The sequence below is a fragment of the Herminiimonas sp. NPDC097707 genome (genome assembly GCF_044761395.1).
Classification (GTDB): domain Bacteria; phylum Pseudomonadota; class Gammaproteobacteria; order Burkholderiales; family Burkholderiaceae_D; genus Oxalicibacterium.
Map to the genome: position 1 here is coordinate 1,491,197 of NZ_JBIWCI010000001.1, position 20,788 is coordinate 1,511,984.

The 20,788-nt window shown below is 50.5% G+C and carries 18 protein-coding genes and 2 tRNA genes; 7 read left to right on the top strand and 13 right to left on the bottom strand.

The window, feature by feature from the left end; genetic code table 11:
* Positions 1 to 22: 22 nt before the first annotated feature.
* From ACIQW9_RS07195 to ACIQW9_RS07210, 4 genes are all read right to left on the bottom strand, one after another.
* Positions 23 to 712 carry a hypothetical protein gene (locus tag ACIQW9_RS07195; RefSeq protein ID WP_402334747.1) on the bottom strand — a complete coding sequence of 230 codons (690 nt, stop codon included), beginning with the start codon at positions 710 to 712 and terminating at the stop codon, positions 23 to 25.
* Between the two features lie 384 nt (positions 713 to 1,096).
* Complete coding sequence (locus tag ACIQW9_RS07200) at positions 1,097 to 1,882, bottom strand: hypothetical protein (RefSeq protein WP_402334750.1); 786 nt, start codon at positions 1,880 to 1,882, stop codon at positions 1,097 to 1,099.
* Between the two features lie 464 nt (positions 1,883 to 2,346).
* Positions 2,347 to 2,715, bottom strand: coding sequence for a hypothetical protein (locus ACIQW9_RS07205; protein ID WP_402334753.1), 369 nt, complete (start codon positions 2,713 to 2,715; stop codon positions 2,347 to 2,349).
* A 1,851-nt stretch (positions 2,716 to 4,566) separates the two neighbouring features.
* Entirely contained in the window at positions 4,567 to 5,238 is a 672-nt protein-coding gene (locus tag ACIQW9_RS07210; RefSeq protein WP_402334756.1) for a recombinase family protein, read from the bottom strand.
* Positions 5,239 to 5,577: 339 nt separating this feature from the next.
* On the opposite strand from ACIQW9_RS07210, the gene ACIQW9_RS07215 reads away from it, so the two are divergent.
* From ACIQW9_RS07215 to ACIQW9_RS07225, 3 genes are all read left to right on the top strand, one after another.
* Positions 5,578 to 6,486 carry a hypothetical protein gene (locus ACIQW9_RS07215; protein ID WP_402334759.1) on the top strand — a complete coding sequence of 303 codons (909 nt, stop codon included), beginning with the start codon at positions 5,578 to 5,580 and terminating at the stop codon, positions 6,484 to 6,486.
* A gap of 111 nt (positions 6,487 to 6,597) precedes the next feature.
* Positions 6,598 to 7,275: a hypothetical protein gene (locus tag ACIQW9_RS07220; protein WP_402334760.1), complete on the top strand. Its 678-nt coding sequence runs from the start codon at positions 6,598 to 6,600 to the stop codon at positions 7,273 to 7,275.
* Between the two features lie 73 nt (positions 7,276 to 7,348).
* Positions 7,349 to 7,435, top strand: a tRNA-Ser gene (locus tag ACIQW9_RS07225).
* 262 nt (positions 7,436 to 7,697) lie between these two features.
* Here ACIQW9_RS07225 and ACIQW9_RS07230 read toward each other — a convergent pair.
* The 5 genes from ACIQW9_RS07230 to ACIQW9_RS07250 all read right to left on the bottom strand — a co-directional run bounded on the left by ACIQW9_RS07230 (position 7,698) and on the right by ACIQW9_RS07250 (position 11,845).
* On the bottom strand, positions 7,698 to 8,369 hold the full coding sequence (locus ACIQW9_RS07230) for an RluA family pseudouridine synthase (RefSeq protein WP_402334763.1): 672 nt from the start codon (positions 8,367 to 8,369) through the stop codon (positions 7,698 to 7,700).
* Between the two features lie 253 nt (positions 8,370 to 8,622).
* Entirely contained in the window at positions 8,623 to 9,243 is a 621-nt protein-coding gene (locus tag ACIQW9_RS07235; protein WP_402334766.1) for an OmpW family protein, read from the bottom strand.
* A 150-nt stretch (positions 9,244 to 9,393) separates the two neighbouring features.
* The gene (locus ACIQW9_RS07240) at positions 9,394 to 10,716 is read right to left on the bottom strand and encodes a class I SAM-dependent methyltransferase (RefSeq protein WP_402334768.1); all 1,323 of its coding nucleotides are present in this window, start codon (positions 10,714 to 10,716) and stop codon (positions 9,394 to 9,396) included.
* Positions 10,717 to 11,116: 400 nt separating this feature from the next.
* Positions 11,117 to 11,482, bottom strand: coding sequence for a hypothetical protein (locus ACIQW9_RS07245; RefSeq protein WP_402334770.1), 366 nt, complete (start codon positions 11,480 to 11,482; stop codon positions 11,117 to 11,119).
* A gap of 48 nt (positions 11,483 to 11,530) precedes the next feature.
* Complete coding sequence (locus tag ACIQW9_RS07250; RefSeq protein WP_402334772.1) at positions 11,531 to 11,845, bottom strand: hypothetical protein; 315 nt, start codon at positions 11,843 to 11,845, stop codon at positions 11,531 to 11,533.
* Positions 11,846 to 12,395: 550 nt separating this feature from the next.
* On the opposite strand from ACIQW9_RS07250, the gene ACIQW9_RS07255 reads away from it, so the two are divergent.
* Positions 12,396 to 15,050 (top strand): EAL domain-containing protein, encoded by a 2,655-nt coding sequence (locus tag ACIQW9_RS07255; protein ID WP_402334775.1) that lies wholly within the window; start codon positions 12,396 to 12,398, stop codon positions 15,048 to 15,050.
* A gap of 167 nt (positions 15,051 to 15,217) precedes the next feature.
* Positions 15,218 to 16,009: a hydroxymethylpyrimidine/phosphomethylpyrimidine kinase gene (locus tag ACIQW9_RS07260; protein ID WP_402334777.1), complete on the top strand. Its 792-nt coding sequence runs from the start codon at positions 15,218 to 15,220 to the stop codon at positions 16,007 to 16,009.
* A gap of 101 nt (positions 16,010 to 16,110) precedes the next feature.
* Here the strand turns inward: ACIQW9_RS07260 and ACIQW9_RS07265 are convergent.
* From ACIQW9_RS07265 to ACIQW9_RS07280, 4 genes are all read right to left on the bottom strand, one after another.
* Positions 16,111 to 16,185, bottom strand: a tRNA-Val gene (locus ACIQW9_RS07265).
* A gap of 37 nt (positions 16,186 to 16,222) precedes the next feature.
* Positions 16,223 to 16,927, bottom strand: coding sequence for a DNA polymerase III subunit epsilon (gene dnaQ / locus ACIQW9_RS07270; RefSeq protein ID WP_402334779.1), 705 nt, complete (start codon positions 16,925 to 16,927; stop codon positions 16,223 to 16,225).
* A gap of 125 nt (positions 16,928 to 17,052) precedes the next feature.
* Complete coding sequence (rnhA, locus tag ACIQW9_RS07275) at positions 17,053 to 17,493, bottom strand: ribonuclease HI (protein ID WP_402334782.1); 441 nt, start codon at positions 17,491 to 17,493, stop codon at positions 17,053 to 17,055.
* 14 nt (positions 17,494 to 17,507) lie between these two features.
* A complete protein-coding gene (locus tag ACIQW9_RS07280) occupies positions 17,508 to 18,287 on the bottom strand; it encodes a class I SAM-dependent methyltransferase (RefSeq protein ID WP_402334785.1) in 780 nt (259 codons plus the stop codon).
* Positions 18,288 to 18,291: 4 nt separating this feature from the next.
* Between ACIQW9_RS07280 and gloB the strand changes: the two genes are divergently transcribed.
* Positions 18,292 to 19,071, top strand: a complete 780-nt coding sequence (gene gloB / locus ACIQW9_RS07285) for a hydroxyacylglutathione hydrolase (RefSeq protein ID WP_402337941.1) — start codon at positions 18,292 to 18,294, stop codon at positions 19,069 to 19,071.
* Positions 19,072 to 19,254: 183 nt separating this feature from the next.
* The gene (locus ACIQW9_RS07290; RefSeq protein WP_402334788.1) at positions 19,255 to 20,784 is read left to right on the top strand and encodes a transglycosylase SLT domain-containing protein; all 1,530 of its coding nucleotides are present in this window, start codon (positions 19,255 to 19,257) and stop codon (positions 20,782 to 20,784) included.
* The last annotated feature ends 4 nt before the right edge of the window (positions 20,785 to 20,788 follow it).

The window sequence follows — 20,788 nt, forward strand, 5'->3', positions numbered from 1 at the left end:
TTTACGCTTGTCCGACGAGCGATTAAGTAACGACCTGGTTCGCAGACTGCTGTGCCACTTTTCCGTCGACGGTCAGCCTTGCGGCAACTTGCTGGCAGAATCCTTGAAGATAATGATAGGCTTCTCTGGCCTCAGCAATGCCGTACACAATACCTCTGCGAAGCTCCGCATGAAGATGAATAGCGTTTCTTAGACTATAAACATTGCAGACAATATTTCTGATTTTCAGGTCGATAAGGCCTAAAGCCAATGCTGCATCTGCCTTATCTTCGAACACTATTTTCCGTTCATCCATCTCCTTTAATTCGATCTCGTAGACTTTTATGGCTCCGGACGGTTGATGATGGCTTTGAATTTTACTTTTTAAGTCCCCTGAGATGTTAATAGGTTTGCGATGTTCATAGAAAAGAAGATTTTTCACCGAAGGGGAATCGGCATAGTTTTTAAATAGTACGTGATGAAGAACAGCTTCATATATCGATGCATATAGCAAAATCTGCACTTTCACTTGCGCAGTGAGAAGCCAATCCTTCGCTTGCATGCCCTCCAGCATTTTGTAAATGTATCGGGCAGAACGGAATTCTTCTTCTAAACGGGTTCTTAGATCAACATCTGAAATAAACCCAAAGTACTTCGCGTAAAACTGATCGTCGGGGAGATGATTCTCGACGTATTCCTGTACAGCTAACCGAACGTCATCTTGAAATGCCATTGTTCAAATCTTTCGTTTTAAAAGTACCAAAATTCTACTGATCGGGATTGCCACTCAACCGCAATGTCCATCGTTTTCGCACTAGCAACAGATTCGTTGCTTGAAGTAGTCCCTAGAATATTCAACGAGCCAATGCCCTAACCTACAACACTACTACGCGTAAATCTTTCCCGGCAATGAATTTTTATTTCCACTGTCGAGTAGTATCTCCTTATGAGCCCCACTAAAGGAGCACTCCAAGGTTCATATAGCTATCTACAGTTTCTTATGAATAGTTTGGACTGTGGTGTGTACATACATAGATAAAAATATAGAGTGGTAACTACAGATATCCAGTGCTAAGACTTGTAGTCCATCAAGCTCCTTCACTGGATATCTGTAGAGTTACTGATTAGTCTCGACCTTCACCAGTCCATCAATCCCAGTCCTAGCTCTGAACACCTCCAACATGACTTTAGTGGCTATGTCCTCCATATCTTCACTGACCATGATTGCATCGTGAATAGGAAGAGCAACGATACGGAGGTCCCTCAATCGGAGCAGGACTTCGATCAATATCTCACTCTCCTTAAACATGCACGATAGACCGAGACCACCATAGAACAGGTGCTTGATCAATGGATGCTTTGCTAGTATCGCGTCACTCACTCGCTTTGCATTGATACCACTCCCGACAAACTCATCCAGGCCATTTGGAAACCGTCGCATCGGCTTCTTATAGAACATCATCGCTCCAAACATCCTCTTTACTCCGTCGCGATACGTCTCCATATCGGGCAATGAATAAGCGTCTCCATCGTCAAATGGCTGACCAACTAGACCATAAAGAATTCGGGGTCCCATCTGGCTATAATCCAAAGTGATCATCGGCTTTCCATCCAGACTAATCTGCGGTCGATTCACCTTACTCATTGCCATCCAAAATCCGCCGAAGAGTCGCCCTCCATCACTGAAGCTCCCGTTGTTGAAAAGTCTCCGCAACCGCCTGTCATAAGGAACAGTGGTTACTCCATCTGAGTTCAGCTGGAGATCTGCCTCCTCGATCCATGCGTTGATGCTTCGGAGGTCGTGCCTGTACCGCTCAATCTGAGGAGTGTCTTCGTATGGCAGAGACTTTGCCTTCTTTGAAGTGACATCTTTATGACCCTTGAGAATGACGACCTCCTGCAAATGATCTACACCGAAGTCTCGGGGAGTGAACTGATGCGACGCTATGTGCTGTTTAAATGTACCGCTGAGACGAAAGGTCGTAACCTTATTCGGCTCACCATGCACACGTCGCCCCAAGCAAATGTCCAATACGCCAACGCCGTCAGGTCCCAAGCACCTCAAGACACGCGATAAGGTTTTGCTCATAACAGCGGATCGATAACGAACATCCTCGCGTAGATTCTGCTTGGATAGAGAAACCATCAACCAGGAACCATGATTGATTAAATCTTCAAGGATCGCATCACATACCAATGATTCAATTTGACGGATCAGAGTCTGATGGTCTGCTGCCTTTCTCCGTCGCGTCCTATATTCTTCTATCACCTCGAACGCCTCCACACTCTCTACTACTCGTAGAATCAATTGCTGGACAGTCTCATTGCAGGAAGTTCTGAAGGCGTTGAACCATCTATCGTCAACGCTCAATGGAGGTCTCCCAGAGCAGCGTGCAATGCAGCAAGCTCTTGCCTATGCTTGCTTAATTCAGATCGCTCTAAGCGGCTTACAGTCAGCCCAGCGACCCCGAAAGTCTCCTTCAAGACGTGAGCAACAATCGCAATCGTTCTTGGCTTCGCATCTCGATAGACGCGCTTCGTTCTACCCGTCTTGTAATCGATGTACTCCGCTGTATTGCATGGAGCTAGGCTGCGAACCCGACGCACCAATTGACTATTGAATGCGAGGTCTGACTTAAAGCGACCTGGACGCTCTTCTTGCAGGAGATACATCGCAAGACTAACTTCAATCACGTCATTGATTTCAGCATGCGAAGCTATCTGTTCGATATTCATCCACGCCTCTCTCTCATGTGAATCGAAAGGCGATCCACTGTCAAAACTCGCCGTGAGACGCTTTGCATGTTTCTCAATGGCTAACCACCTATCACGCAGCAGCTGCCAAGTGGGATTAGTTCTGTTATGTGCCATCCTCGCTTTGATTCTCTTACGCAGTGGCTCCAATTCTTGGACCGTGATGGAGTCCTGTTCTGGATGGCCGTGACGCCTGAAGCGTCTCTTGTGGGTGTAGCAAAGTGTTCCGTACCCACCAGCCTCGGCGGCACAGTGGATTAGCCTGCAAGGTTTCATGTGAATTCCTAGATGGGTGATTGATCGTTCCCTCCCGCCACAAAGACAGGAGAGAAGAACGTTTGAAGGCTTGGGAAAGGCTTGTGGGCGGCATATAGACGCGTTGAACGGGTTTGTATGCCTTTAAAGAATGGCCTCCAGTCCTTCTAGCCGTTTGTAAACCAGATGCCTTAGCCCTGTGTCAGTGCCCTGATAAACCGTTTTCCACTAGGGGTTAGCTTGACTAGCTTTCGTTTGCCATAATCAGGGTCTTCGTAGGACTCCAGTAGGCCAGCACCCCGCTTAGAAGGGCTACCCTTTCCGAGTTTCTTCACGTTCCTCGATATGGCGGGTTGACTGAGTCGCACCACTGTCTGTAAGTCAGCCATAGGTGTCTCCGGACGCTTGGCTATTTCTAAAAGAATCTGAAGTGCCACCACTGGAAGATCGGGGCTTCGGGTCTTCCTCCGAGCTGACTCTAGGTTGTCGAATAGACCGCTCAACTTTGAGGCAGTGGTATCTACATCCTTTGTTGCGATGAACAGATACGGCGTTGAATGATGCGGATAAGTAAATGAGGGGCAGTAGTTCGCCTCGTTACTTGGATAGTGCTTGAATGAATGTGCCATTTATTGCTGAGAGATAAAGGGATTGGTAATTGAATGGCGTGCTGCTATTGGTTGGGATTTACTTCGAAGTTCTACACGTAAGATATCTATCAACTTCGGCTGGGTAAGAACCTTTGCAGACTCCATGCTGCGGAGACTTCGTAACTCTCCGGTTAGCACCTCAGAAACGCTCACCCGCGACTCCTCAGACTTATTGGCGATCCGCAATCGCAGCTTCTCGTGAGTAACCGCAGGGCCACTCGAAGGCTCTTCTAGAAGCTTCTCAAGATGTTCGCTGTACAGACTGATCGCCCTTCGAATGATCGTAGTTGAGGAAACTCGTTGCTCTAGATGTTCTGTGCTTACTCGACATGCCCAAGTTATTTGGACCTCGGTACTGTGATTACTAAGAAAGCTTCGTCGGCGCGTTCCTTTTGCAGCATTTATTCGTTTCATTTAATTCCTGTGGATTGGTTAGGTGGAAGGGTGAAGTGGATTGAGGTACTGCGGAGATTGATGCGGGAATATGCCTCCAGATAAAAAGGGAGAAGAAGCGAACGGCTGTTAGTTACTACGGGTAGGGTTTAACGTCTGTTTTCCATCGAATAACGGAAAGACATCCCTCAGAAAACTGAACTAGATTTTGAGCACTCTTCTGCTAGAGGTAGGGTTTAACCCCCGAACCCACTGCGAGCTGTTGAATAGAATCAGGAATGTGCTTTTTGCGGCCCAAATGAAAAACGCTCCACCGAGTAACCGGAAGAGCGTCTGTTGGCGCATTACTAAATTCTATTTGGGCAGTTTTTAATGCCGAGGTAGATATCCGATCTGGCCGAGTGACCGGTCGATGGTTTCTGGGGCTACAGGTGGGGTTAAACCCCATTTAACTAGTCTTAGAATTCTTGTCTTGAGAGATAGAGGTAAGGGCTTCCTATGCTATAGGAGGGGTTTAACCCCCACTTCTTAGGAACTACGAGATTCGTGAGAGCAGATTACTGACCGAAGACTTGTGCCACTTGCCACCTCGTGGAGTCAGCATACCGCGTTCATTAAGCGCCGCCGCAACAGCACCCAATGAAGTGATCCCGATTCCTTGAAGTGACTCGATAACGGGCTTGAGGTTGAGCGCATGCTGAGCAGCCTTCGCCTTGATGACCTCCAGACCAGCAGTATTGCCTTTACATGCACGATGCAGAGCTGCAGCGCCATTGGGATTGCCAAGCACCTGCCCTCGCCTCTTAGCCGCTTGCAGAGCCTCTTTGGTCCGCTTGGAGATTGCTTCCCGTTCTTGCTGTGCAACGAGTGCCATGATGCCGATAGTCAGCTCATTAGCTTGCGGCATGTCAGCAGCTATGAACTTCACTCCAGCATCTCTCATCGTCAGCAGAAAGGCCGCGTTGCGGCTCAGCCGGTCCAGCTTCGCAATCACCAGCGTTGCGCCCGTGACCTTGGACAAATGCAGAGCCTGTTCTAACTGAGGTCTTGTGTTGAGCTTCCCGCTCTCGGTCTCCGTAAAGGTGGCGACGATCTGCGCACCAGTCACACTAGCGTACTGCTCCACTGCTTGCCGCTGTGCATCCAGGCCGAGACCGCTCAGACCCTGCTTGACGGTACTGACTCGCAAATAACAAACGATCTTCATGTGCACCTTCTATGAGTACAAAACTGAGTAACGAGCATAGCGCAATCTTGTACCTGATTACAGATTAATGATTTCAGGGTGCGCGACTGTCTTGTAGTGCGTTGGAGTCAACGCATTCGGAATAATCTTGCATCTATTTGAAGGTGTATCTGGATTAGCTTACGGGCCGTCCAAAATAAAAAAGTCCATGGCGTGGCCCTGATCGCTGGTTATGAGGACCCCAGAGGGGGGGAGTCGGCGCAGCCGAGATCATCGGAGAGGAAACAGATTTTTCCGCCAGAATTGATTTGCAACAGATTACAATTAGGCAACATCCGACCCCTGGACTAAGGTACTGAAATGATCACCATAAGCACCAACAAAGGCCTAACCAAGATTGAGGACTGGGAAGATATCAGTTCACGTCCTGGCTTTGCGGCAAGCTTGAATCCTGCGGAGCATAAACTTGATGCAGTTATTGGACGTTATTCTTTTCCAGACAAGATACGGTGCGGATTATCAAACTGCCATAAACCACACAACAAGGGATACATTGTTACGACAGTCCTAGGAATTGAGACCAACATTGGAAAAGACTGCGGAAAAACTTATTTCGGCATTGACTTTGAAATCATGACAAAGCAATTCGACCGGGACATAACTGAGCAAGAAAACCGTGAGCTGTTATGGAGTTTTAGCCACCAGGTAAGTGAATTAGAAGCCAAGATACAGGCCGTCAAGTTGGGCGATAAAGGTGCCAACTGGGTACACAAACATAGCCAGAGTCTTTCAATTTCAAACACTAAGGTTCCCCATGAGATATCACAGAGGATGTCCGCCTTAGCCAAGTCGAGATCAAATATCCTATATTCACAAAGACTAGCAACAGAACAAGAAGTTGAGAACCTAGAAGTAATTCAACAAAAGAAACTTGAACGTCCCCACTACCTTAATGAACCAATAGGTGAACTATCAGGAATTGAAGCTCTATATCCTGAGAATAATCTGTGCCAAATCGTAGTTATAAATCTCGAAGAAAACCTAAAGGCTTTTAAGAATGTCGAGATTGACCAGCTCAGTTACGAACAACTAGCGTATTGGAAAAAATGGGCAGGAACTGTTGACAGCAGCCTGGAGAATGCGAAATCAATCATAGAAAAAGGTCGATTGCTTTTGACGCCGCACAATCTCGCTCCTCTACTCAATATATTGGATACCGGGATATTGAGAGAACAATTCAGATCGTTTATCGACTCCTTAAAGCATTAGCAGGAGCATCCATCGCCAAATCTTATTGGGCTATCGACCAATAAACAACTTTTGTCACATTTATAGTACGTCTGGAGTTAGTGGTTCTTCATAAAACCTCTTAGGGCATATATGAATAAATTAAGTTTGCAAACCGTGTTAACCGTTCTGCCTGTTTTATCAGCTGCATTATATTTATTGGGGGCTACATATTTTGAAGGCTACCTTGAGGGATTTGGCGTCGATTCTCCCTTGTTTACCTTGAGTATAGATAGATCACTTTACATTGGATTTTTTTCAATAGTCAATTTCGGATTAGTGCCTATGGCTTATACCTTCTTGGCCATACCCGGACTACTTTTTATTATTGGCTTTGCTGCCCTCATTTCCTCCACAACAGAAGCAAAGCGTTTGCAAGAGTTTCTCCAGAAGTACCGCGACAGTAAGAAGGATCCGCAACAAAAAAGTGCTGCGGCTAAACCGCCAGGCATACTACTTTGGCTAGCCGATAAGAGTACAGATCTATCCATATACGTGGGAGGGATTTTCATTCTGCTTGTAGTCATACTCTTGATGGCATTGCTCTCGCAAAATGCTGGACAGAAACAAGCACAACGCGAGATTAAAGATTTTGAGAACAAAACGGGAGCTCAAGTTTTCGTTTATGAGACATCAAAATCTACCCCAGTTCGCGCGAAACAAATCACATGCGGAAGTTCTCATTGTGCTTTTTGGGTCGGTACTGGTTCTGTAGTTATAAAACATGAAGACATTTCACGAGTGACTGCCCATGCGCAACCGTTAAAGTGATAAGGTATGGTGTAAACTAAATGACCCATTCATGACCCAATGGCGCAAAGAAATCGTTAGAACTGAAGGTCGCTCCTCATAGTAGAACTGGTACCAAAACCTTCCAGTTCCTCGACTGTTAATCCGCAGGTCCCTGGTTCGAGTCCAGGTCGGGGAGCCACAGAATATGAAGGGCCTAGTTGAAAAACTAGGCCCTTTTCTTTTGTCCAAATCAGTTCGATATTAGGTGGCGCCTAATACTTCTCTTCCATACTTGCATTTCCCCGGTCTGCTTCCATCGCCACTGCACTTCAGCCTGTGCTGCGCGTTTGGTGCGCAAGCGTAGTCTCACAAGAAATGTCCGCCTGCGAAATCGTCGTGCGATTAAAAATTCTCGCGTAACTCACAATCGAGACGCCAATCAACGCTACTCCTATCCAGAATCAAAACGGACAGTCACTGCGGCCGTAAAACCGTTCGCCGCTGATTGGATGATCGAACTCCACGGTAGTGGCGTGCAACAGAAGTCTGTCGGCCATCTGCTGGCTCTCTGGCGTGCCATAGAGGTCGCAACCCAGAATGGGATGCCCCACACCCGCGCTGTGAATTCGCAACTGATGGGTACGCCCTGTAAGAGGCGTGAACACTACCCGAGTAGTGTCCGGCCCGCTCTGTCGATCCAGAACCTGAAAATGGCTGCTGGCAGTCTTGCCTGTCGTCAGACAAATTTTTAGTTTCGGGAAATTGGCCGGGTCTTTGGCAATCGGCAGCTCGATGTCACCGGCATCTGAATCCATCCGTCCAGCCAACACCGCCTGATAGGTCTTGACCACAGTACGCATCTGAAATTGTCGATTGATATTCGCCGCGACTATTTTGTTGAGGGCAACAATCAACACACCAGAAGTACCAAAATCAAGTCGATGCAACATCAGCGCCGTCGGAAACTGCTGCACCAGACGATAATGCACCGAATCCAGATTGAGCGGATTTTTTCCCGACAGAGACAACAGCCCGCTGGGCTTGTTGATCAGTAATAACGCTTCATCCTGATAGAGGATTTCAATGTCATCGACACAGGGCGGTGCCACAAAGGTATCTATACGAGCAGTCATTATTACTAATCATTCCTTGATCTGATCAAACGTCGTCAAGACTGCCTGCATATTACTGCTGAACAGCTATAAGAATTCACTGGATTGAGACGCATCTTACAGAAAATATCAGCCGATACGGCTATGCGGAAACCGAGTCGCAAAATACAAAAGGGCTTACGCGCGAACGTAAGCCCTTTTTCAATTTCTACTTTGCTATCCTTCGCACTACAAAGATAGCGAAAAGCAAACCTCAGATTGCTCTTCGCGCTTCTTAGAAGCGATAACCAACACCCACGCCGATCAGCCACGGATCGATTTTCACAGCGCTGAGTTGGCCTGCAGCCGTATTCACGTCACTTCTGATCTGTACTTTTTTCACATCCAGATTCAATGACCATTTTTTATCGATCTTGAAATCGACGCCGGCTTGCAATGCCAGGCCGACACTGCTGCTTTCCAGTTGGGCAGTGCCGTTGAGCAGTTTGACGCTGGAAATACGCGTGTAGTTGATACCTGCACCGACATACGGACTAATCGCTTTTCCCGGCGTGAAATGGTATTGCATCAGCAACGTCGGCGGCAAATTCTTGAACGTGCCAATTTCTGCGCCATCCAGCGATACCTTGCGTTTTTGCGGATAGGTCAATATCAGTTCTGCTGCCCAGTGAGGCGTGAAGAAATAACTGATGTCGAGCTCCGGCATGGTTTTGGAATTGATGGTCAAACGATTCGTTGCGCCAGTACCGCCGACAGGATCGGATTTATTTGCTGGATCGAGATGGACGGCACGCACGCGCACCAACCAAGGGCCTTCTTGTACTTGCTGTGCAAAAGCTTGCGAACTGAGTGCTGTCAAAGAACATAATGCGAGTGCCAATACTGATTTTTTCACGCTTACTCCGAAGTTGATTAGAACGATACCAAGGTATCGCATCAACTTTTCCAGAGTTTGATCTTGATCAAATCATCATCATCCAACTGCTCAAATAGTAGGCAGCTCTACGATATGAGCACAAAGAATAGTCAATAAAATATGCGCGAATTATGCATATATGTCTTTGCGCGTTAAAGGCACAGCAGGCTCGGCGCCGCCCGGATGGGACGCGAGTATCTGGTAAATGCCGGTGCCGCCTGCTTCAAATTCCAATGCACAGGCTGCCATATACAAACGCCAGACGCGATAAGCCGATTCACTGACATATTCCAGCGCTTCTTCGCGGTGCGCTTCCAGCCGGCTGACCCAATGCCTGAGTGTGAGCGCATAGTGTGGACGCAACGCCTCTACATCATGGATTTCAAAACCTGCTTTTTCCATCCGGCGCTGAATATTGCTGACCGTATCCAGCTCGCCATCGGGGAATACATAGCGATTGATGAATTCGGTATCGATCGTGCGTTGCCAGCCTTCTTCGTCATGCGTAATTCCGTGATTGAGAAAAAGCCCGCCGGGTCGTAAGACACGCTTGATGGTGGCGTTATACAGCGGCAGATTTGCCAGCCCTACATGTTCAAACATGCCTATGCTGGAAATCTTGTCGTACACCGCCTCGCCTTCCAGATCGCGATAATCGCGCAACTCCACTGTCACCAGATCGCCCAGGCCTTCCGCCTGTATGCGTGCCTGCCCATACTCGTACTGTTTCTGGCTCAGGGTGATGCCATGCGCCCGTACGCCGTAATGACGCGCAGCCCAGCACACCATCGCTCCCCAGCCGCAACCAACATCAAGGAAGCGTTCACCGGCCTTCAGACGCAACTTGCGACAAATATGATCGAGCTTGTGTGCCTGCGCCTGCTCCAGCGTATCGTCTTTCGATTCGAAGTAGCCGCATGAGTAGACCATCTGCTTATCCAGCCACAATTTATAAAACAGGTTCGATACATCGTAGTGGAACGCGATGGCTGCCTGGTCGCTGCCTTTTGAATGGCGATGCGAAAAATCCCCAGCGTCGAATGGCGTGCCCGCCAGGCTTTTCGGTTTGGCCGGCAAACGCCAGGCGTCGCGCAACAGCGCCCAACGCACGGCCAGTGAAAAATCAAACGACTGAAAATATTGTTTCAATCCCAGCGCCGCGTACAGGTCTCCCTCCACATCGATCAAGCCGTTGATGTAGGCGTCGGCCAGCGGCAATGGGCTGCGGCTGAATATCAGCCGGCGCAAGACAACCGTATCCTTGATCAGCAGCGTGAATTGGGGTGTGCTGACTTCAATATGATTGTCAGCCAGCAGGCGTACGCCGGTCGTACCGGGAAAATTGCGCAATAGATGTTTCAGAATGCGTAGCGCCGCATCGGACTGCCCGGCTTCTGCCGTGTTCGATGAGAGGAAGGAACCGGTAACGAGATTATTGTTTCGATCATTCATTGCTGTCGCCCTATCTGAACAATTACGATGAGTGCCCATATTTGAACGCCGACAGGGCAAGGATAAAACACTGCAAGCAGCCGCTATCCCGATACACACAGGTATCAAGAGGAGCGTCTACATGGGATCAGAAAACAGATGTGCCGCCGTATGCACAGGCAGTGACTGCAAGTATCCTGCCGCTCGCGAAACGCGCAGCAGGTATTGCCGTGAATGCGAATCAGATTTCATGTAACTTTCCCTCTTGTACAAAGCAGAAAATCAGTTACGCCTATCCAAACCGACTGAAAGCACCTTCAGCTAGGTGCTTGAAAATAATGACTACGTCCTGCATGAACACATGATCTTGCAAAGCGAATGCTCTGTGCACGATCACGGCCGCATGCAGGCCCTGCGAAAATTACTTGCGATTGCTGTCGATATCGGCCAGGCACTCCCGGCCTTTTTGCGTAATCTCGAAACCGCCGCCCGCCTCGGTCGCAACAATATGACCCTTCTTGCCCAAAAAGGTTGCCACGTCGGATTTAAGCACTGCCTGCGTATCATTGGCAATAGCGCGCAAGCCTTCAATACAGGCTTTGACAAACAGCGTCTGCTTGCCTTTATCCGTCAGGGAAAGGCTGCCGTCTTTTGCATACGCAATATATTTGAGACCGGTCAGGCGCTTGGTATTGCGCGCCACGCAAGCCGATGGCCGCCCCTGTCGCGGGCCGGCAACTATTTGCGCCAGTGCATCAAATTCATCCGTTGTTAAATCCCCACCCATACACACTTCCCATCTTCATTCATGTTGACGCCGCCGGATGACGAACGCTTAAAATCGCGGCAAATCGGCCAAAGTCCGGCCCGGTACATCGTGATCGATCGTATCGATATCTTCAATACCATGTTGATGAATGACAATATGCACTCTAGGTCCCAGCACCATATCGCCGCCCACCTTGAATGCCGTCGCCACTTCATCGCCAAAATGCAGTGCATCGACGACCAAATTAACATCTTGCTCTGCAGTAACTGCTTCCCAGCCGGGAGAGCCGTCGCCCTTGCGCCGCCCTCGTCCCCACCGCACCATTTCCACCCTATCGCCTGCATCGTTAAACCGGACTGCCTCAATCAAATGAACTGACATCTATCTCTCTCCGTAAAAATATGGGCGACGTTTCCGCCCTCATGGTACCGCGCCCCGTCAGTTGGCGGCAACAGAGGCGCTTATTCATCAAGTGGATTTGTTAAATCAAAAACAAGTGAATATTGCAATGCGTCGCATTGTGAAGCACTCACTCCATCGCGCAACCAGTAATATATTGCCTAATCACAAGTTTTCTTCTATCTTCTCTTTGCGCTGATATACCATATCCATGGGATATCAGCGGATATTGCGAATGACTACACTAGCTAGCCAGCCACAATCCAGATTGGCATCATGGTTATTCAAAGCAACAGCCAATAATCGTACTCAAAGAAGTGCGTGTTGCGCATATAAAAACAAAAGTTTTCTTTCGACGGTTCCGTTTAGAACCTTCATTTCAATTCTGAAATTTCATATTACTCATCAAGAATCCGTACAGATTTGCATTTTGCAACCATAGTCGACTGATCTCTTCCCTTTCTGAAAATCTACGTTCAGCCTATCCATTGCCATGCTCGGGAAAACTTCAGGGGATTATCCGCACCATAGAATGACAAGGGCCGCTTTCATTCGGCGCAATCTTCGTTTCATCATTCTGTGGCCGCTACTGGCTTTGTTGCTGACGCTTCTGCTGTGGAGCATCATGCTCTCCAAACTGGCCAGCGACAAAAAGCAGCTGGAAGAGAATGCGGAAAAACAAGCCATTTCCATTTCAAGCGCTTATGCGCAATACCTGACCAGAACCATAGAACAACTGGATCTGTTGGCGCAGCAAATCAAATACAGTTGGGAAAGATCCAATGGCTCCCTGAATTTCGAAAAAATGAGTCGGAGCGGTTTACTCAATATTCCACAATTTGCATCGCTTGCAATTTACAACGAAAACGGCGAGCCAGCCACGACCACGGTTCCCATCACCAGGATGTTTACTGTCAGGGATCGTGAATATTTTCAGTTTCACAAAGAAAACACATCCAGCGCACTACGCATCGGCAGCCCTGTCATCGGCCGGCTCAGTAATGAAAAAATCATACAAGTGACGCGCCGGATTGAAAAAGAAGGCGGTGTATTCGGCGGCGTTCTGGTGATGGGTATAACGCCGGAATTTTTCACACTATTTTCCGATGACAAGGTACTCGGACAAAACGGCATCCTTGCCTTTATTGGCGAAGATGGGATTGAACGCATTTCCAAAATCGGCAATGAAGAGCGCGATAGCCCTGTTCTTCATATGCCCGCTATTACAAGCAAATATCTCGATCCTGCAACCAACAGTGCCCAGCCATTCTCCGACGGCAGAACACGTTTCACCGCAACCCAGAAATTAAACGCTTATCCATTTTTTGCACTGGTAGGACTGGATCGTGAAGATATCTTCCTGCCGTATGAACGCAATCTGCACATGTACCGCAACATCGCGATTACCGGCAGCGGCTTGCTATTTCTGTTTTCCATCATCGCAATGCTGATGTCCATCCGCCTGGCATGGCGCAAACAACAGGCAAAAACCATCCAGGAAACATATCGTCTTGCCACGGAAGGCGGCAACGAAGGTTTTTACATCCTGCTTTCCGAGCGCGACAGGAAGGGCTTCATTACCGATTTCCAGGTCGTCGACTGCAATGAAAAAGGCGCCTCCTTTTTCGGCCTCGGCAAAGAAAAATTTCTCGGCGCCAAAGTATCCGACTTCCACACCGGCGATTTTTTAGAACGCGTCATGAACACTTACCGCCTCGCAATGGAAAAAGGATTTTACGAAGACGACTATCGCATCCCGGAAGGAAGCCCGATCCAAGCGGAATGGGTACAAAGAAAAATCGTTCGTGCCGAAAACGGTCTGGCCATTACCTTGCGTGACATCAGTGAATCCAAACGCCATGAGCGCGAGATGTCGCGCCTGGCAACTGAAGATGGCCTTACCTGCCTACCGAATCGCCATTGGCTGCTGAACTATTTGCCGACCGCACTGGCTACTGCGCAAACGAACGCTACGCTACTTGCCATACTCTTCATCGACCTGGACGACTTCAAGAATATCAACGACACCCTCGGTCACTCGGCCGGCGATCAATTGCTGTGCGCGGTGGCAGCACGCCTGAAATCCGTGGTGCGGGCCAGCGACAAGGTGATCCGGATCGGCGGCGATGAGTTTACCGTCGTGCTGGAAGCTATACACAGCGAAGAAGAAGTCGCGCACATTGCGTATGCCATTAACCAGGTGTTGCAGGAACCATTCGATCTCTCTCGCGATATGACCGCGCAGAAAAACAGGATAGGTGCCTCGATAGGCATCAGCATGTTCCCGCGCGACGGCAGCGACATCGAAACCTTGATCAAGAACGCGGATATCGCAATGTACGCCGCAAAAACAAATTGCAAGGGACAGTTCCGTTTTTACGATCGGATGCTGTATGAAAGCATCAAGATGCGGCTCAATACCGAACAGGAACTGCTGCTTGCCCTCAAGGAAGATCAATTCCTGATTCACTATCAGCCGCGTGTTGCTGCATCGTCAGGTGCGCTACTCGGCATGGAAGCCTTGATCAGATGGCAGCATCCGACGCGCGGCCTGATCGCGGCCCATGATTTTCTTGAGCTGGCGGAAGAAACCGGTGTGATCAATGCAATCGGCGCCATCGTCATCGACAAGGTGTGCACAGACCTTGCTGCATGGCGGGCGCAGGGAATCCACGCAGTGCCGGTCTCGGTCAACATATCCGCTCATCAGTTTCACGATGGCAAGGTCAAGAATCTGCTTGCTGAACATCTGGCAAAACACGCAATTCCAGCCGCCATGCTGGCAATAGAATTGACCGAATCCGCGATGATGCGCAACGCCGGCGACATTTTTGAAGAACTGTCTGCCATCAGCAGAATGGGCGTCAAAATGTCGATAGACGATTTTGGCGCCGGATACTCATCCCTGCCGTTGTTGCAGAGACTCGATCTGCATGCGCTCAAAATCGATCAGGCATTTACTGCGCAATTGGGCAGAGGACCGGATGGTGCAACCTTCTTCACTGCAACGCTAGCAATGGCGCGGGCACTGGGCTTGCGCGTGGTTGCCGAAGGTGTGGAAACTGCGGAGCAATTGCAGATATTGCAAACACTGGCTTGCGACGAAATCCAGGGCAACTATATTGCATTGCCCATGCCCGCTATCGAAGTTGCCGCGTTGATACGCAAACAGAATCTTTTCCCATAATTCAGTCGCACAACGCCTTTCCGCACAAACCCGTCATTCCCCTCTGAACGAGTGGTCGAAGCTATAATGCTCGCTGCAGCGAGTCTTGCATTATGTTCGCTTGCACCACTATTTTTCCTGCATCTGCGACCAGCGATGCATTCCTGTTGAAAGAGTGAATCTGCACCATGAATACTGCACGTCCTATCGTTCTCTGTCTCTCTGGCCACGACCCTAGCGGTGGCGCCGGCCTGCAAGCCGACATCGAAGCCATCATGGCGCAAGGCTGCCATGCCGCGCCCACCGTCACTGCACTCACAGTACAAAACTCGGTAGACGTATTGGACTTCCGTGTACTCGATCCAGAATGGGTGTTTGCACAAGCACGCGCAGTAACCAGCGACCTGACAATAGCCGCGGTCAAACTCGGTATGTTGGGTTCGCTTGAAATGGTCGATACCGTTGCGGAAATACTGCGCGGCTTGCCGAACATCCCTATCGTCTGCGATCCGGTCTTGCGCGCCGGTGGTGGTGGTGCACTGGGCAAGGATGAAGTCGGCTATGCGATGCGTGAACGTTTACTGCCGCTGGCAAGCTTCGCCACACCGAATCTGCCGGAAGCCCGCATCCTGGCCGAACTGCCGGAAGGTACAGCCGATCAATGTGCAGAAAAACTGCTGCCTTACTGCCAAAACCTGTTGATTACCGGCGGCCACGGCGATGAACAAGAAGTACATAACCGCTTGTATTCCCGCGATGGCAGCAGCAAAACTTTTACCTGCGATCGCCTGCCCGGCAGTTACCACGGCTCAGGCTGCACCCTCGCCAGCGCACTGGCCGGCCGTCTGGCATTAGGCGAAGATGCCGCAACCGCTGTCGAAGCTGCCCTTGCCTACACCTGGCGCACGTTGCGCGATGCGGATCACCCCGGCAAGGGCCAGCATTTTCCACGCCGTTTGCCGCTGGATTTTTGCGGGTGAGTACGGGCAAACCATGATCCGGCAATAATCTCTTGCACAAACAAAAACGCCTGACGGGAAACCGTCAGGCGTTTTTGTTTGCAGATCAATCCACAGAATTCTGGTGGGAAGTACAAGTTTCGAACTTGTGACCTATCGCGTGTGAGGCGATCGCTCTACCCCTGAGCTAACCTCCCGAAGCGGCGCAAATTATCTCACAAAAGCATGCGTGTATCAATTTACTGCTGCGCGCCACAGGCACTGGCCTTTGACTTCCTTGTCCAGACTCTGCATCGATAACTCATGTTCGGCAAGTTCCTCTGCCGTCGCCGGCTGCAATAAAACATCAGCAATCGCCACGACTTCCAGCGCGACACCATCGCTGTCGACATCCTGTCCGCCAAGATCCATGCTCAAACTATTCTGGCCGCGCGTCATCGCCAGATAGACTTCAGCCAGCAACTCCGCATCCAGCAAGGCGCCGTGCAAGGTGCGATGCGCATTCGATACGCCGTAACGGTCGCACAATGCGTCGAGCGAATTGCGCTTGCCCGGATGCAGTTCCTTGGCCTGCTGCAGCGTGTCGAGGATTCCACCGACATGATCCTTGAACAGCGGCATCTCGACGCGCTTCAATTCGGCATCGAGAAAGCCGACGTCGAACGGTGCATTGTGAATAACCACCTCGGCACCGCTGATGTAGTCGCGAAATTCGTCAACGATCTCGGCAAACTTCGGCTTGTCGCTGAGGAATTCGGTCGTCAAGCCGTGCACTGCAAGTGCGCCCTCTTCCGAATCCCGCTCCGGATTGATGTAGTGATGAAAGTTGTTGCCGGTCAGGCGGCGATCGATTAATTCAACGCAGCCGATTTCAATAATGCGATCGCCGGAGCGTGGGTTAAGTCCGGTCGTTTCGGTATCGAGAACAATTTGTCGCATATTCAATCAGTATTCAAAAATGGATTAACAATGTCTTGCGCATGAAAACAGTGACAATCGCTGCCACGCCATCACGCAAAATCAATACAACTGCATGCAGAATATTCCGCATTCCAAACCCGCAATTAAGTCGGGCTCACCGTTTCCACGCCGCGATTGGCCAGTGCATCGGCGCGTTCATTACCGACGTGACCATTATGACCGCGCACCCAGCGCCATTCGATCTGGTGTCTGGCCTGTGCGGCGTCCAGCGCCTGCCACAAATCGACATTCTTGACCGGCGCCCTGGCGGCAGTTTTCCAGCCGCGCGCCTTCCAGCCGTGTATCCATTCGCTGATGCCTTTTTGCACATACTGGCTATCGGTATGCACTATCACTTCGCATGGACGCGTCAAGGCATTCAAGGCTTCGATCACTGCTTTCAGTTCCATCCGGTTATTGGTGGTGCCGGGTTCGCCGCCGAACAATTCCTTCTCGCGCTCGCCCATGACAAGCAGCGCACCCCAACCGCCGCGGCCGGGATTGCCCTTGCACGCGCCGTCGGTAAAGATATCAATTTTTTCCATGCTGACTAATTACTCTATTTTCTATTGATCGATGTTTTGTTGGTAGCCGGCACGCCTTGCGGCGCGGTGGCCTTTTGTGTTTTCCATGCCGGCCCAATCAGACGCATGCCTTTGACGCGCTTGATTGCCTGAACCACATACACTGCGCCCAGAAACGGCCACCACTTGTCACCCGCATTTTCCATGAAGGAAAAACGATGCAGCCATTTTTCTGTTTCGCACGGGGGTGCATAGCAACCGAGATGACCGTCGCCGACTTCCATGTTCAGTAATTTCAGCCAATCCTTCAAACGCGTCGGACTGATGAATTCGCCTTCCTCCGGCAAAAAATAACTCTCGCTCAAACGCCCGGCCAGCTGCCGCGCGCCCCACAAGCTGTAGGGATTGAAGCCGGAAATGATGACCTGGCCTTCCGGGATCAACACACGCTCGACTTCGCGCAAGACCTGATGCGGCTCCTTGGCAAACTCCAGCACATGCGGCAACACGATCAAGTCTATGCTGCTGGAGGCAAAAGGCAAATCCTCAAAATCTTCAATCACGACAACACGCCGCTCTTCGCTCGCCTGAGCTGGCGCAGGCGGGTTCGTATCGGTCAACCATGTATGCGGCATGCGGCTGGCGCGCAATGCCTGAATCTGCGGCAAGCCGAGCTGGGTAGCGTTAAAGCCGAAAATATCGACGGTCAGTTCGTCCAGACGCGCATGCTCCCAATTCCGCACATAATTGCCGGCCGCAGTCTCCAGCCATGAGCCTAGAGATATAATGGGTTTTTCTGATGAAAATGTTTGCATGCGTATGTTGAGTGTACTGACCGTTCCTGCTTTTAACGACAATTATCTATGGATTATCCACGATGGCGTACACGCTGCCGTGGTCGACCCGGGTGATGCGACGCCGATTCTGGCTGCACTGGAAGAACACCAGCTGTCGCTGGTCGCTATTCTACTGACACATCATCATGCTGACCATGTTGGCGGCGTGCCAAAACTCTTGCAGCATTTCAACGTGCCGGTCTTTGCACCACGCAAGGACCCGATTGCCAACGTCTCACACCCGCTGGATGACGGCGATGCCGTGAACATTCCGGAACTGAATTTGCATTTGTCGGTACTGGCCGTGCCCGGCCACACGCTGGGGCACATCGCCTATGTCGCAGCGGAGCAAGGCTGGCTGTTTTGCGGCGACACCTTATTTGCCGGAGGTTGCGGACGTTTGTTCGAAGGCACGCCGACGCAGATGCTCACGTCGCTGGAAAAGCTGGCAGCGTTGCCGGACGATACCAAAGTGTATTGTGCGCATGAATACACCATATCCAATTTGCGTTTTGCGCTGGCTGCAGAGCCGGATAATGCGGCACTGACAGACCGCTTCAAGGCCGAACAGGCAAAACGCGAAGCCGACATACCTACCGTTCCATCCACTATCGGCCTGGAAAAATCGACCAATCCTTTCCTGCGCGCGCGTGAACCGGCGATTGCCGATCAATTGATCGCCGCAGGTCGCGTAAACGAGAACGACAAGGGTCCGGTTGCCGTGTTTGCCGCCCTGCGCGCATGGAAAAACGACTTCCGCTAAACCCCATTATGGTGCTTGCGGGCACGAAAAGTTATGTCTCTGGCACGCATTTCCATTGGGAAATGCAGCGCCAGGCAACAATCCTTATGTAAATTGTCTTGACGCGCAAAATGCGCATTACTTACACTCGTCACTTATTCTTTTCTACCGGCTGATCATGGGTCGGTCAATTAGCGAGACCCCATGCCTAGAGCCGATTTTAAAGTACCGTTCAAACTTGTTACTGCCAGTATTTTCCTGCTGGGCATTTCCAGCATTTCGCACGCTGCCAGCGATCTGTCGCTACCGTATTCCTACAGCAGCTGGGCACAGGATGCCGCCTTGCAGAACGATCCCAGCCTTGCCAACGATCCGCTAAGCGAATTTGTCGTCGCCAGCGATGTGGATGTGTGGGCCCGCATACGCAAGGGTTTTGCGATTCCGGATCTGGTCGACAATCAACTGGTGATCAACCAGACCATCTGGTACAGCTCGCGGCCCGACTATATCGGCCGCACTACCAAACGCGCATCGCTGTATCTGTATCACGTGGTCGAAGAACTGGAAAAACGCGGCATGCCGACCGAGCTGGCATTACTGCCCTTCATCGAATCCGCGTTCAACCCGCAAGCCTATTCGACCGCCAAGGCCGCCGGCATGTGGCAATTCATTCCGTCCACCGGCCTCGACTTCAACCTGAAACAGAATATGTTCAAGGATGAACGTCGCAGCGTGCTGGCATCGACAGACGCGGCACTGACTTATCTGCAACGTCTGTACGGCATGTTCGGCGACTGGCAACTGGCGTTAGCTGCCTATAACTGGGGCGAAGGTTCCGTACAGCGCGCCATCAAGAAAGCCGAAGCAGCAGGCGTAGGAACGGATTTCAACAGCCTCTCGGCCTACATGCCGGCTGAAACGAAGAACTACGTGCCCAAGCTGCAAGCCGTCAAAAATATCATCGCCACACCGGATGCATACGGCATCAGCTTGCTGAAGGTCGATAACCAGCCTTATTTCGTCAGCGTGGCAAAAACCCGCGACATCGACGTCAAACTCGCTGCACAGCTGGCGGAATTGCCGATGGACGAATTCAAGGCGCTAAATCCGCAATTCAATCGACCTGTCATTACCGGCAGCAGCAATACGCAAATTCTTCTGCCGCAAGGCAATGCTGAAAAATTCAAGATTAACCTGGCCAAATGGAGCCATGCCCTGTCCTCATGGACCGCGCACAAAATCACCAATGCTCGTGAGCGGATTGAAACAGTCGCCGCCAAATTCCATACGACACCGCAGGTCATTCGCGAAGTCAACAATATCCCGCCGAAAATGGTGCTGAAAGCCGGCTCGACGATACTGGTGCCGCGCATCGAAGGCACAGCGCAAAAAGACATTACGCAAGAAGTCGCAGATAACGCAAGACTGGCGATGGCGCCCGATGCGCCGGATTCAAAACGCATCCATGTGACCGTCAAGAAGCAGGACAGCTTTACCTCGATCGCCAACCGTTACAAGGTGACGATTGCGCAAATCAAGAATTGGAACAATTTGCGCGGCGATAAACTGGCGCATGGCCAGAAGCTGGAATTACATATACCCTTCCGCACTGCCAGCAAGGCAAAACCTGCCGCATCAAGCCGCAAACAGGTGAGCAACAACAGCAAATCAAAAACCGTTGCGACCAAGGCCAGCATAGTCACAGCCCAATCAAACCGGGCCATCATCAAATAAGGAA